The 14,644-nt window shown below is 48.3% G+C and carries 8 protein-coding genes and 1 riboswitch; of the genes, 6 read left to right on the plus strand and 2 right to left on the minus strand.

The features are described 5' to 3' along the window. Window positions 1-23 precede the first annotated feature (23 nt). Both mvaD and mvk read right to left on the minus strand, forming a co-directional pair. The gene (gene mvaD, locus ACTCCX_RS00125) at window positions 24-1,031 is read right to left on the minus strand and encodes a diphosphomevalonate decarboxylase (RefSeq protein ID WP_463274174.1); all 1,008 of its coding nucleotides are present in this window, start codon (window positions 1,029-1,031) and stop codon (window positions 24-26) included. Beyond that, window positions 1,024-1,977, minus strand: coding sequence for a mevalonate kinase (gene mvk / locus ACTCCX_RS00130; RefSeq protein WP_463274175.1), 954 nt, complete (start codon window positions 1,975-1,977; stop codon window positions 1,024-1,026). Before mvk ends, mvaD begins: the two co-directional genes overlap by 8 nt. Before the next feature lie 358 nt (window positions 1,978-2,335). Between mvk and coaA the strand changes: the two genes are divergently transcribed. The 6 genes from coaA (at window position 2,336) to gltB (ending at window position 14,644) form a co-directional block, all read left to right on the plus strand. Further along, entirely contained in the window at window positions 2,336-3,259 is a 924-nt protein-coding gene (gene coaA / locus ACTCCX_RS00135) for a type I pantothenate kinase (RefSeq protein WP_463274176.1), read from the plus strand. A gap of 21 nt (window positions 3,260-3,280) precedes the next feature. Next, window positions 3,281-4,834 (plus strand): glutamine-hydrolyzing GMP synthase, encoded by a 1,554-nt coding sequence (gene guaA / locus ACTCCX_RS00140; protein ID WP_463274177.1) that lies wholly within the window; start codon window positions 3,281-3,283, stop codon window positions 4,832-4,834. Between the two features lie 405 nt (window positions 4,835-5,239). Continuing rightward, complete coding sequence (putP, locus tag ACTCCX_RS00145) at window positions 5,240-6,793, plus strand: sodium/proline symporter PutP (protein WP_463274178.1); 1,554 nt, start codon at window positions 5,240-5,242, stop codon at window positions 6,791-6,793. A gap of 288 nt (window positions 6,794-7,081) precedes the next feature. Then, window positions 7,082-7,217, plus strand: a riboswitch (SAM riboswitch). Window positions 7,218-7,303: 86 nt separating this feature from the next. After that, the gene (locus ACTCCX_RS00150; protein WP_463274179.1) at window positions 7,304-8,845 is read left to right on the plus strand and encodes an aminotransferase class I/II-fold pyridoxal phosphate-dependent enzyme; all 1,542 of its coding nucleotides are present in this window, start codon (window positions 7,304-7,306) and stop codon (window positions 8,843-8,845) included. A gap of 48 nt (window positions 8,846-8,893) precedes the next feature. Beyond that, the gene (gene speB, locus ACTCCX_RS00155) at window positions 8,894-9,751 is read left to right on the plus strand and encodes an agmatinase (RefSeq protein WP_463274180.1); all 858 of its coding nucleotides are present in this window, start codon (window positions 8,894-8,896) and stop codon (window positions 9,749-9,751) included. Window positions 9,752-10,066: 315 nt separating this feature from the next. Further along, complete coding sequence (gene gltB, locus ACTCCX_RS00160; protein ID WP_463274181.1) at window positions 10,067-14,644, plus strand: glutamate synthase large subunit; 4,578 nt, start codon at window positions 10,067-10,069, stop codon at window positions 14,642-14,644.

The raw sequence follows: 14,644 nt of genomic DNA on the forward strand, positions 1-14,644 counted from the left end.
GCGTTCAACCCTCTCCATTCCTGTTAAATGTTCCAACCGTAGACAGCACGTTCTTCTTCCGTCAACTCCCGGATGCCTTTGCCGGGCTTGGTGATGATCAGTTTGTCCTCGCCGAAATGTTCCAGCAACGCTTCTTTTATCGTTTCGGCTTGCGAAAGGCGGCACAGCACTTTCACATTCGGGCCGGCATCCATCGTGACGTAGCAAGGGATGCCTTGTTTGCGCAAAGCCTGTGCAATCTTGATTGCGACGATGCTGTCCGGTTCCCAATAGGAAAAAGGCGGTTCCGCCCCCAACATGGTTCCGTGCATCTTCATGCCGTTCGCTTCGGTGATTTCGCCCAAGCGGATGAAATCTTTGGCGGCGATGGCTGCTTTGATGTCGAGGATATCTTTTTTCGCCGATGCAACCCAAGCCGGGTAGAAGGGCGAAGTCTCGACCGTACGCTTCATACCGATGCGGCTGGAGACTTCTTTGGCTTTCTGGTTGACCGCCACGATGACCATGCCGATATCCCAGTTCGCATCGTCGACCGGTATTGCGAAGGAATCTTCGGAACAGGTTCCCATATCCCATTCCACAAAACCGCCGTAGATGCTGCGGGTTGCGCTGCCGCTGCCGCGTCTGGCGAAAGTTGAGAGGCGCTTCGGATCCAGATCAAGTCCCAGCGCCAAGTTCGCTGCTCCTGCCAAAGCGGCGAAGGCGGAGGCGGAGGATGCCAAACCGGCTGCAGTCGGGACATGGTTGATGCTTTCAACGCGTGCACGCATGGTTGTATTTTTTTCTGCGCGGAACAAATCAAGGAATCTGGAGATTTTCTGTGTCTCTTTTTCGCCTTGCTTCTCGCCGTTCAAATAGAAGGAATCCTGCGTGAGGACTTCATCGAAGACGACCATCGTATCCGTGTAGAGTTTGTCCAAGGTCATGGAAAGGCTGCTGTTCATAGGAAGAAAGTAGGTTTCGTTCCGTTTCCCCCAATATTTGATCAGCGCGATGTTGGTATGTGCTCGGACACAAGCTTGATTAGGCATCTTCAGTTCCTCCCATTTGATAGATCCAAGTCCGGATCGCCCCGGCTTGACGTAGAGCTTCTTCAATTTTTTCCGCTTCGGAGCGATTACCGGCCAAAGCGATCATGCAACCGCCACGTCCGCCGCCCGTCAATTTGGCGCCCAGTGCTCCTGCAGACCTTGCCGCTGAGACGAGCCTGTCCAGATCAGGGCTGGATACTTCCAGAAAAGACAGGACTTCATGGGCCTGGTTCATCAGTTGTCCCAATTGTTGCGGGTTATTCGCCTCAATGGCGGATTTCGCTGTTTGGGCGAAACTGCCCAAATGGGTGATGGCTTCGCGGTGCGGTTGCGGACTTTCTCCGTTCAGCTTTGCAGCGATGCTGGCGACGGCTTCCTTGGTCTGTCCGGTCACGCCGGTGTCCCCGACAATCAGATAAGCCTTCAGATTCAGCGGGAAAGCTTCAAAAGGCTTGCCCTTGATATAGAAGAGCGGTGCGTCGCCGCTTGCTGTGGCGGCATCCAGACCGCTGGGATTGCCATGTGCGACCATTTCGGATATGTTGACGAGCCGTAGCAAAGTGGCTTGGTCCAACGGCTTATCAAAGTAGGCGAAAAGGGCGCGGGTCAGAGCCACAGAAACGGCTGCACTGGAGCCCATGCCTCTTTCTGCCGGGATAGTACTCGCGAGTGAAATCGCCAAGTTCTCGCCCGAAACCTGCAGTTCGCCCAAAGCCGCTTGGATGGCGGTCCGCATGCTTTCCAGAATTTCAGGCATTTCGGCAGCGATGCCGTTATAATAGGAACAGTCAATGGTCAAAGGACCTTCAGCTTCGCATATGGTCGCAGTCATTTCGACGGCCGGGAAGGGCAGTGCGATGGATGGCTCCCCGTGGACGACGGCATGTTCACCCATCAGGATGATTTTGCCGTGCGACTTGCCGGTGGAGCAACGTGTTTTTATCATATAAGATCGTCCTTTACTGGTTCTTGCGCGTCTTCTATTATGCTTGCTGTGCCTGGATTTTGCAAATCGATAGGACTCTGTTGGCCCATTCGCTTTGAAATGCTCTTTTTGAATAAAATTTGACAAATTCGGCACATATTTTTTGCTATTTTCTTTCAGCATTTTCATTGTATCGAAGCAAAAATGCAAAGTAAATTAAATCTTTCGGATTTTACAGAAACTTAAAAAGCTTTCCCGGCGCAGAAAACAAAGATTAGGTTTCAATTAGAATTAAATGTTCGTATTTGATGGGGGTTAAATTTTCAGAAAAGTGTGATACAATTACCAAAAGTTTGATTATTTCCAGAAGGGAAAAGCTATGATAGAAGATAGAAACTACTACGAAATCCATCGTGAAGAATGGCAAACTTTTCATCAAGATTCCATTCCGGCAATCACGGAAGAAGAACTGAAGGAATTGACATCATTGAATGATAGGCTTTCATTGGAAGATGTCAAGGATGTCTATGTGCCTTTAGTGCATATGTTCGATATTTACTTGCAGCAGTACCGGAATCTTCAACGGGATAAAAGCAGATTTCTCGGCAGACCCTACGAACCGTCTCCGCTCATCATCGGCGTAACGGGAAGTGTCGCTGTCGGGAAAAGTACGACAGCACGTGTCCTGCAGAACCTTTTGAAGCGTGCCTATCCGACAAAAGCTGTCGAACTGATGACGACGGATGGATTCCTGTATCCGAACCGGATATTGAGGGAACGCAACATCATGGACCGCAAAGGCTTCCCGGAAAGCTACGATATGGAGAATTTGGTGCAATTCCTGTTGGATGTGAAGACAGGCAAGCCGAATGTCCGGTTTCCGGTCTATTCCCACCGCATCTACGATATTGTCCCTGGAGAGTACGAAGAAGTGAATCATCCGGATATCCTGATTGTGGAAGGGATCAACGTGCTGCAGTTGCCGAGTAATCAGCAGATTTACGTTAGTGACTTCTTTGATTTTTCCATCTATGTGGATGCAGAAGAAGAGATGATCGAAAAATGGTACATCGAACGTTTCGAAATGCTGATGGACCTGGCGATCGATCAGCCGGACAATTATTACTACAACTATGCAATCGGCAAACGCGAGGACGCCATCGAGATGGCCAGAGGCGTCTGGAAAAGAGTAAACCTCAAGAACCTTCGGGAGTATATCTATCCCACAATCACACGGGCAAATTTAGTGATCCACAAAACAACGAATCACTTTATTGATGAATTATACATAAAAAAATATTAAGGAAATTGGAGAGATTATTAGATGATAGAGCAATTTACCGAGTTGGAAAAAATCGTCGTCCTGGATTTCGGCAGTCAATACAACCAATTGATCACACGACGTATCCGCGAATTCGGCGTATTCTCAGAGTTGGTTTCACACCGCACAACTGCTGAAGACATCAAAGCGATGGGGAACGTCAAAGGGGTCATTTTCTCCGGCGGCCCGAACAGCGTCTATGAAGACGATGCTTTCAAAGTCGATCCTGCCATTTTCGCTATGGGCATCCCTGTATTGGGAATCTGCTACGGCATGCAGTTGATGACCGACCACTTCGGCGGAAAAGTCATTCCTGCTGACGAACGGGAATACGGACGTTCCGACATCCAAATCCTTGATTTGGATACACCAATGTTCAAGGGCCTTTCCGACATCGAGACAGTCTGGATGAGCCACGGAGACAAAATTACGGATATCCCTGCCGGCTTCAAAGTGACTGCAACAAACGACAACTGTCCGGTCGCTGCTTTCGCCAATACAGCAGAAAAATTCTACGGCGTCCAGTTCCACCCGGAAGTACAGCACTCTGTACACGGCAACGAAATGCTGAAGAACTTCGCTTTCGAAGTCTGCGGCTGCTCAGGTAACTGGTCGATCGCCAACTTCATCGAAATCGAAACAAAAAAAATCAGAGAAACCGTCGGCGACAAAAAAGTATTATTGGGTCTTTCCGGCGGGGTGGATTCAAGCGTCGTAGGCGTATTGCTGCACAAGGCAATCGGCGACCAATTGACTTGTATCTTTGTTGACCACGGCCTGTTGCGCAAAGGCGAAGGCGACCAGGTTATGGAAAGCCTTGTAGGAAAATTCGGCTTGAACATCATCCGCGTTGATGCGAAAAAACGTTTCATGGACAAACTGGCAGGCGTCAGCGATCCGGAACAAAAACGTAAGATCATCGGCAACGAATTCGTTTACGTATTCGACGATGAAGCTACGAAATTGAAAGGCATCGACTTCTTGGCGCAAGGAACGCTTTACACCGACGTCATCGAAAGTGGAACCGAGACTGCCCAAACAATCAAGTCCCACCACAACGTAGGCGGATTGCCTGAAGATATGCAATTCAAATTGATTGAACCTTTGAACACCTTGTTCAAAGATGAAGTCCGTGAATTGGGAACACAGCTTGGCATGCCTGACAGCATCGTTTGGCGCCAACCATTCCCAGGCCCTGGTTTGGGTATCCGCGTTATCGGCGAAATCACCGAAGAAAAATTGGAGATCGTCCGCGACTCCGACTATATCTTGCGCGAAGAAATCGCGAATGCCGGTTTGGAACGCGATGTATGGCAATACTTCACTGTCCTGCCGGGCTTCCGTAGCGTCGGCGTAATGGGCGATGGCCGTACGTATGACTACACAATCGGTATCCGCGCCGTGACATCCATCGATGGCATGACGTCCGACTGGGCGCGCATCCCTTACGACGTGTTGGATAAAATTTCCCGACGCATCGTAAATGAAGTGAAGCACGTCAACCGCATAGTGTACGACATCACGAGCAAGCCACCATCGACCATCGAGTGGGAGTAAGTGGAATTTATAGCCTGGACGTTGATTTTTCAACGTTTCCAGGCTTTTTTCATGTTTTTGAACTGATGGGGCTTTTTGGAGAACCTACGAAAGGAGAACTATCGGAAGGCCGGCATTCAGGATGTGAGCTACAAACTGTATGAGGGTGCCCGAGATGAGCTTTTGAACGAGCTGATCAAAGATGCTGTGACGTAGGACGTCATTTCGTGGGTGCATGCTTGTTTGGAAATGTTCTGATCGGCATTTGAATTTTTTAAATGAAATGAGATTTCAGCGTATCTTGCTTTCCACTAAAATTAACTTGCTTACAAATTTACTCCTGTGCTATGATGGCGTAGTGTATTCATTAAATTTCAATTAAATTTGAATGAAGGAACATGTCATTATTTATTATTGGAGGTTACTATGGATAAAGCATTAATTTTTATTGCGATGGCCGGCTACATGTCGATCATCATCGGTATCGGTTTTTATTACTACAAGCGATCAAACGAAAGCTCCGATAACTTCTTCTTGGGCGGACGCAGTCTGGGTCCTTGGGTTGCCGCAATCAGTGCCGGTGCCTCGGACATGAGCGGTTGGCTGCTGATGGGTCTTCCGGGCGTAGCTTATTGGTCGGGTTTGTCAGATGCATTCTGGACAGCAATCGGCTTGGCATTGGGGACAGCGTTGAACTGGATCATCGTTTCGAAACGCTTGCGTCATTATTCCGAATCGGCTAGAGCAATCACGTTGCCGGAATTCTTCAGCAATCGATTCCATGAGGATAAGCGCATTATTTTGACGGTATCGTCAACGTTCATTTTCGTCTTCTTTTCTGTCTATGCCGCCAGCTGTTTCGTCACGGTAGGGAAACTCTTCGCAACCTTGTTCGAAGTGCCTTACATCCCGGTGATGATTGCCGGAGCGGTGTTCGTCGTGTTCTACACGTTCATCGGCGGATTTTTGGCGGAGAGTGTCTCCGACTTTATGCAGGGCATCATCATGATCGCGGCTTTAGCAGTTGTTTTGGTCGGAGGCGTTGTGCATGCCGGTGGTCCTGGAGCGGTCATCGATAACCTGAAGGGCATTCCTGGCTTTTTGGATTTCTTCGGTATCGCAACACCTAAATTGGTTGATGGTGTGCAACAGGCGGATGGGGCGACGGCTGCCTTTGGACCTGCAGGCAATTACGGATTGATCACCATTGCTTCTAGCATGGCATGGGGGCTCGGTTATTTTGGGATGCCGCAAGTGCTGTTGCGCTTTATGGCGATCCGTTCGGCTGACGAAATTAAGCAATCACGCCGAATCGGCATCACTTGGACGACACTTTCGCTGAGCGCTTCCGTTTTGATCGGTCTGATCGGGCGCGCGATGTTTCCGATGGCTTTGACGACGGCTTCCACTTCGGAAACGATTTTCATCGAGATGGCGACTTTGTTGTTCCCGCCGCTATTGGCTGGAATTGTCATGTCGGGCATTTTGGCGGCGACGATCAGTTCCGCTGATTCGTACTTGCTGATTGCCGCAAGTGCTTTTTCGAAAAACATCTACAAAGGCGTTCTGCGCAAGGACGCTTCCGATCAGCAAATCATGGCGATGACACGGATGATCTTGATCGTTTTGGCGATCGTCGGAATCATCATCGCTTTGGATGAGAACTCCGTCATCTTCACGATCGTATCCTTCGCTTGGGCGGGCTTCGGTGCGACTTTTGGACCGTTGATGCTGTTCTCCTTGTTCTGGAAAAAAACGACGCGTCAAGGCGCCATCGCCGGTATGTTGACAGGCGGAATCGCTGTTTTCATCTGGAAACTGCTGGTCAAACCGCTGGGTGGCGTGTTCGGCATCTACGAACTGTTGCCGGCATTCATCCTTTCTTGCGTGGCGATCGTGCTTTTCTCCTTAATCGGGGAAAAACCGTCCGCAGCGATGGAAGAGGAATTCGAAATGGTGAAAAATCAAGCGAAAGCTTAAAAAACGGTCTGAAGAAACACAATCCTGACGGGTTGTGTTTTTTCTTTGTGATTTGTGCATACAAAAGCGAATGTTGGGTGTCCGAACTCCGGCGAACAGAGGATAATCAACCGGTCCGAACGCATTTAGCGCGCATCTGGACGCTTCCGATCATTTTTATGAATGTTCGACCACAACATAAAACGCATCGTTCGGGAAAAACGTTTGAAAAAAAATATAAATTTCTTTCCAAAATCATTGACATATCCGCTGTATTTGTATAGAATTTAGCTTGCATAAATTGAATATCTCTTATTAATAGCCGTTGAGACGAGGGGTCGAAGATACGGTGGCAAACCAATCAATCTAATTATTTTGCAGTGCAGATTGATATTGGGTGCCCAACCTGAGCGTAGGATTATCCAAGTCCTATGAGCAATAAGAGGAAAAGCAGCTGATAGATATCGAAGCTTTCCTTTGGTTGGAGAGCTTTTTTTATGCCCATTTTTTATATCAAAGGGGGAAATCTATTTGGCTGAAAAGGTTTTATTCAATTCAGACACTTATTTGGAAGGTCATTCCGACAAAATTACTTACCAAATTTCTAACGTTAAACCAAAAAATATTACACATATCAAAATGCCGCTTTTCGAAGCGCTTGTTAAATATGCGAAACAGGACGTTACACCTTTCGATGTCCCTGGACATAAAATGGGTGCGCAGATGACGCCATTCAAAATGGCGGTCGGTGATATGACGATGCAGATGGATGTCAACTCCATGAAAGAATTGGACTTGTTGAGCCATCCGCAATCTGTCATAAAAGAAGCACAGGAATTAGCAGCAAAAGCATACAATGCTGATCAGGCTTATTTCTTGGTGAATGGTACGACTGTTGGCATTCAAGCGATGATTATGAGCGTGGTGGGGCCAAACGATACGATCTTGGTTCCTCGCAACTGCCATAAATCAGTGATGAACGGGTTGATCCTGAGCGGCGCAAAGCCGATTTTTATCCAGCCTGAAATGGATCTGGCCTTCGGGATATCCCATGGTATTTCCGTGGAACGCATCATCAAAGGCCTGGATGAAAATCCCAAGGCGAAAGCCCTCCTGGTCACTTATCCGACTTATTTCGGATCATTGAACGATCTGGAAACGATCTGTGAAATCGCGCATGAACGCGGTGTTGTTGTCATCGTCGACAGTGCGCATGGCGCGCATTTGCCGTTCATGCCCGGGAAAATGAAGGATCCGATGAAAGCCGGAGCCGATGCGGTGACGTATTCCATGCATAAAACCGGCGGATCCTTGACGCAGAGCTCCTTGATGGTGATGCAAGGGGACCGCATTTCCGCAACAAAATTACAAAAAGTGCTGAACATGCTGCAATCGACCAGCGCAAATTACCTGTTGATGAGCTCCATTGATGCCGCACGCAGTGAATTAGCGATGTACGGCAAAGACCGTTACAAAAAACTGCGCCCAATCGTCAGCGAAGCGATTGAAGCGATCGAAGCATTCGGCGACTATGAAGTGTTGAAAGCCGACTACATCAAAGATAAATTCGACCAGACTTATGACTGGACCAAAATGGTGATCCGTGTCAACGACATCGGCCTGACCGGTTTCGAAGTCTACACAATCATGAAGGAAGAATACGGCATCCAACTGGAGCTCGCTGAAGGATACGTTGTGATGGCGGTCATCAGTACAGCCGACACACGCGAATCGATCGGCAGACTAGTCGACGCGTTGATGGATATCCGCAGACGCTACAAAAAAGCCAGCCAACATTTCGATGCGCACGTGATGACTTGCAGCATCAACGAATTGGCCTGCAGCCCGCGCGACGCATTCTACGCGGACAATGAAGTGGTCAGCATCGACGACGCAATCGGCCGCATCAGTGCCGACTCGATCATGATCTACCCGCCAGGAATTCCGTTGATTATCCCTGGTGAAGTGATTTCTGAAGCGGTCGTGCAACACTACCACTACTACAATGAAACATTAGGCAACGTCTTGACTGAGGAAAAAATGCCTCATCAGATCAAAGTCCTGAAAGATTAAGCAACCGAAACACTCATCAAATAGCATACAGTTGGAGGACGGCAGAAAGTGAAAAATAACATGAACATCCAGACTTTTATCGGCTGCGAAACTTCCTTTGAAGAAGCATCCACCGTATTATTCGGAATCCCGTTCGATGGAACGACCAGCTTCCGACCAGGCACGCGCTTTGCGATGCAGGCGATCCGACAAGATTCATTCGGCTTGGAAAGTTATTCCCCTTATTTGGATCGCGACCTTGAAGAAGAAGCCATCCATGATGGCGGAGATCTGGATCTGCCTTTCGGCAACACAGAACGCGTTTTGAGCGTTATCGCAACTTACACAAAAGAAGTTTTGGACAGCGGCAAGAAGTTCCTGATGGTCGGCGGAGAGCATCTCGTGAGCCTGCCTACCATCGAAGCTGCCTATGAAAAATATCCGGATTTGCATGTGATCCATATCGATGCCCACACAGATCTGCGTGAAGACTACATGGGCGAACCGTTGTCGCATGCTTCGGTCATCCGCCGTTGCTTCGATTTCCTGGGAGACGGCCGCATTTTCCAATTCGGTATCCGGTCCGGCTTGAAGGAAGAATTCGAATGGGCAAAAGAGCACACCTATATGGAAAAATTCACCATTGATACGTTGCCGCAGATTGTGCAGCAATTGCAGGATGTTCCCGTTTATGTGACGATCGATCTGGACGTATTGGACCCGGGAACTTTCCCTGGAACCGGCACACCTGAGCCAGGCGGCATCACTTACAAGGAATTGTTGACGGGTATCGCTGCACTTCAGGACCTGAACCAAATTGTTGCAGCCGACGTCGTGGAACTTTCTCCACAATATGATCCATCAGGCGCTTCGACTGCCATGGCCTGCAAGACTGTCAGAGAAATGCTTTTGACACTTACTAAATAGAACGAAATCAATTACCCGACCTTGGCTCCTTGCCAAGGTTTTTTTTGTTTAAAATTCTTTGCTGAAAATATTTACATTAAAATGTAATGAAATTACCGTTTTCTAACACGAGCATGTCAGGAAATGTATCACAAACTTTTTATATCCCAATCATTGTGAAATCCTGTTATAGCGAATGTTTTTCCAGAAGTTAATATTGTTACTATCAAAAAAAATATGCAACTAATTGTGAAAAAATGAATGAAAATGGATTGTAATTAAATGAGAGTTTGATTATAATATCAGAATAACAAAATAGAAAGTAGGGACGCCGAAATGAATAGTTACACTCCTCCACAAAAGCAAGGAATGTATGATCCCGCCTACGAGCATGATGCATGCGGTATGGGATTTGTCGTTGACATCAATGGGAATGGCTCTTATAAATTAGTCTCTGATGCGTTGGATTTATTAGAAAATATGGAGCATAGGGGTGCTTCCGGCGCTGATGCCAAAACAGGTGACGGAGCGGGTATCATGGTGCAGATTCCGCATCATTTTTTCAGCAGGGAGTGTGACGTCCTGGGAATCCATTTGCCTAAAAAAGGCGATTATGGAGTAGGGATGCTCTTTGCCCACAAATATGAGGATCTACGTCACGAACAGATGCGAATGGTGGAAGAGATCATCACTTCCGAAGGTCAAAAAGTGTTGGGTTGGCGTGAGGTTCCAATCGACAGTTCCGAAATCGGTGTGACTGCAAAAGCAGCTATCCCGCGTTTCATCCAAGTATTTGTCGGTAAAGGAAATCCTGATATGAGTGAAATGGATTTCGAGCGCAAATTGTTCGTCATCCGTAAATTATCCGAGAAACAAATTGTTCCGATGAGTGAAAAACGAGGTGGCTCATTCTATTTTGCCAGCTTCTCTTCAAAAACCATCGTCTACAAAGGAATGTTGACTGCGGAACAACTGCGCAGCTTCTATCTTGATTTGACGGATTTGGACTTCACATCCGCTTTGGCGATGGTCCATTCCCGTTTCAGTACGAATACATTCCCAAGCTGGGAAAGAGCTCATCCAAACCGTTACTTGATCCACAATGGCGAAATCAACACGATCCGCGGCAACATCAACTGGATGCGAGCTCGTCAAGGCAGCATGTCCCAGGATCTGTTGGATGCCAGCGAAAAAATCTATCCGATCGTCGACGAAACAGGGAGCGACTCTTCCCAATTCGACAACAATCTGGAATTCTTGTATCTGAACGGGCGCTCATTGCCGGAAGCCGTCATGATGATGGTTCCTGAGCCTTGGGAAAAGAACAAAACAATGTCGAAATCCAAAAAAGATTTCTATAACTTCAACAACTTCCTGATGGAACCATGGGATGGCCCTGCAGCAATGGGCTTCACGGATGGCGAAATCGTCGGAGCGGTCCTGGACAGAAACGGTTTGCGCCCTTCCCGTTACTATGTGACGAAAGATGACCGCGTAATCCTTTCATCTGAAGTAGGGGTCGTAAATGTTAATCCGGAAGATGTAGCCTACAAAGGCCGTCTGGAGCCGGGCAAGATGCTCCTGATCGATACGAAACAAAAACGGATCATTTCGGATGAAGAAATCAAAGAAACGGTTGCTGCCAAACAACCTTACGGCGAATGGGCGGAGAAGCACATTTCCAAAATGAAAGACCTAGCACCTGCTCCAACTACCGCGACAGTTGCTGCTGAAGAATTGATGCCGCAACAGAAAGCTTTCGGCTATACGTTCGAGGACATCCAATTGTTGATCAAACCGATGGCCGTTACAGGCACTGATTCTGTTGGCGCGATGGGGATTGATTCTCCGTTGGCAGTCCTATCGGACAAACCGCAGATGCTGTATCTGTACTTCAAACAATTATTTGCGCAAGTCACGAACCCTCCGATTGATGGGATCCGTGAAGAAATCGTCACTTCTGATACGATGCTTGTCGGAAATTGCGGGAACCTGTTGGATCCGGATAATGCGGATACGCATGCCATCTACTTGGACAGCCCGATTTTGACTGATTCCGAACTGGCGAAAATCAAAGCACTGCAGGACGATAAATTCAAAACGGTCACGCTTTCCCTGTTATACCGCGTCGAAGAAGATGCAAAAGGGATGGAAAAAGCTTTGGAACGCCTTTTCCGTGAAGCTGACAAAGCAATTGCTTCCGGCGCGAACATCTTGGTCCTTTCAGACCGTGGCGTGAACGTTGAATGGGCAGCCATTCCGGCTCTATTGGCTGTTTCCGGTCTGCACCATCATCTGATCCGCGAAGAAACACGCACGAACGTCGGCCTTGTGCTGGAATCCGGCGAACCAAGAGAAGTGCATCACTTCTGTACCTTGGTTGGATATGGCTGTAACGCGGTCAATCCGTACTTGACTTATGCGACTATCCGCGATTTGGCTGAAGAAGATCTGCTGGACGGACTGGATGCTGAGGCAGCGGAAGCGAACTATATCCACGCGGCTGTGCACGGCATGTCCAAAGTATTGACCAAGATGGGTATTTCAACAATGCGCAGTTATCACGGGGCACAAATTTTTGAAGCGCTGGGGGTAAACAGCGAAGTTGTCGCTAAATACTTCACCGGTACGCCTACCCGCATCGAAGGGATCGGCCTGCAGGAAATCGCTACAGAAAACAAGATGCGTCATGACAGTGCCTATAAAGCTACTGCTCCTTACAGCGAAACGCTGGGAGTGGGCGGTCATTTCCAATACTCGGCAATGGGTGAAGAACACCTGTACAATCCGAGCACGATCTACCGTCTGCAGCAAGCGACTCGTCAAGGGGATTATGAGCAATACAAAGAGTTCTCCCGCGAAATCAATGCGGACACGAACGCATACACACTGCGCCAATTGATGCAATTCAAGCCAAACGCACAGGATGCGATTCCGATCGAAGAAGTCGAATCGGCTGAAAGCATCGTGAAACGCTTCAAGACCGGAGCGATGTCTTACGGTTCGATCAGTATCGAAGCGCACCAAACCTTAGCCATCGCAATGAACCGTCTCGGCGGTATGAGCAACTCCGGTGAGGGTGGAGAAGATCCGCGCCGTTTCGAATTGGATGAAAACGGAGATTCCCGCAATAGTGCCATCAAACAAGTCGCTTCCGGACGTTTCGGCGTAACGAGCCACTACTTGGTGAACGCGAAGGAAATCCAAATCAAGATGGCCCAAGGTGCAAAACCGGGTGAAGGCGGACAATTGCCAGGACCGAAAGTGTACCCTGAAATCGCCAAAACACGTGGTTCCATCGCGGGTGTAGGCTTGATTTCACCGCCTCCACATCATGATATCTACTCCATCGAAGACTTGAAAGAATTGATCTTCGATTTGAAAAATGCCAACCGTGATGCGCGCATCAACGTGAAGTTGGTTTCAGAAGCCGGCGTCGGTACGATTGCGGCAGGTGTTGCGAAAGCAAATGCCGATACGATCCTGATCAGCGGTTATGACGGCGGTACAGGTGCAGCACCAAGAACCAGCATCCGCAATACCGGCTTGCCGTGGGAACTGGGATTGGCTGAAGCGCACCAAACGTTGGTCTTGAACAAGTTGCGTGATCGTGTCCGCGTCGAAACAGACGGAAAATTATTGACTGGTCGCGATGTTGCCATCGCCTGTATGTTGGGTGCTGAAGAATTCGGTTTTGCGACAACACCGCTAGTCGCTATCGGCTGTATCATGATGCGTGTCTGCCACCTGAATACATGTCCAGTAGGTATCGCAACGCAGGATGAAACATTGCGCAAAAACTTCCAAGGCAAACCTGAATACGTCGTGAACTTCATGATGTTCGTTGCCGAAGAATTGCGTGAAATCATGGCAAAATTAGGCTTCCGCACGATCAATGAAATGGTCGGACGCAGCGACAAGCTGAAGATGAAAGAAAATGTGAAGCATTGGAAAGCGAAGACAGTCGATCTGTCCAGCGTATTATACCAACCCTATGCTGCACCGAACGTCGGCAGATACAACATGACGGAGCAAGACCATGAGTTGGAGAAAACATTGGATATGCGTCGACTGTTGAGAATCGTGAAACCTGCAATCGAATCGAAGAAACGCATTGTAGCGAAATCAGCTATCCAAAACATCGACCGCGTTGTCGGAACCATCATTGGCAGCGAAATATCGAAAAAATATGGTGCTGAAGGCTTGCCTGAAGATACGATCCAATTGACCTTCGTGGGCTCGGCAGGGCAAAGCTTCGGCGCATTCATTCCGAAAGGGATGACATTGACGCTGGAAGGCGATTCGAATGACTACATTGGTAAAGGCTTGTCCGGTGGTAAAATCATCGTACGCGTACCGAATGAGGCTACATTCGCACCTGAAGAAAACATCATCACCGGTAACGTCGCTTTCTATGGCGCAACCAGTGGTAAAGCATACATCAACGGAATCGCCGGAGAGCGTTTCTGCGTCCGTAACAGTGGCGTGGATACAGTTGTCGAAGGAATCGGCGACCATGGTTGTGAGTACATGACAGGTGGAACGGTTCTGATCATCGGTAAAACCGGACGCAACTTTGCTGCCGGTATGTCAGGTGGGGTAGCGTATATCCTTGATTTTGATGAAAACAACCTGAACATGGAAATGGTCAGCGCAACGACAGATCTGAACGACACAGAGTATGACACGATCAAACGCATGCTGCAGGAGCATATGATCTTCACGGGCAGTCCAAAAGCACAAAGCATTTTGGCTAACTGGGATCAAATGAAATCCCGCTTCACTAAGGTCATCTCCAATGACTACAAGTTCATCCTGGAAAACATCGAAATAGCGAACCAAATGGGCATCACCGGTGAAGACGCAATGCGTTATGCCTTTGATGAGCGCTACAAACCAGTTGTGACAAACTAA

Source organism: Trichococcus sp. (genome assembly GCF_055118575.1).